Source organism: Chitinophaga agrisoli (assembly GCF_008386695.1).
Taxonomy (GTDB): Bacteria; Bacteroidota; Bacteroidia; order Chitinophagales; family Chitinophagaceae; genus Chitinophaga; species Chitinophaga agrisoli.
Genome location: NZ_VUOC01000070.1, coordinates 1 through 247 on the forward strand (window position 1 = coordinate 1; position 247 = coordinate 247).

Genomic DNA, 247 nt, shown 5'->3' on the forward strand with positions numbered 1-247 from the left:
TCACTGTATGGGGGTTCAGTGGAATCCATTTTGTTTACTCCTACGATGAGCTGTTTGACACCGAGGGTGAAAGCGAGCAAGGCATGCTCACGGGTTTGACCGTTCTTAGAGATACCAGCTTCGAATTCACCGGTACCGGCAGCTACGATGAGCACAGCGCAATCAGCCTGAGAGGTTCCTGTGATCATGTTCTTGATGAAATCTCTGTGTCCAGGAGCATCAATGATGGTAACATAGTACTTGCTAG

Annotated in this window: 1 protein-coding gene; it reads right to left on the minus strand. The window is 48.6% G+C overall.

Annotated features, from left to right (window positions below):
- Window positions 1-247 (minus strand): GTP-binding protein (locus tag F0L74_RS34625; protein ID WP_246197953.1); only part of this gene is annotated, 247 nt, incomplete at both ends.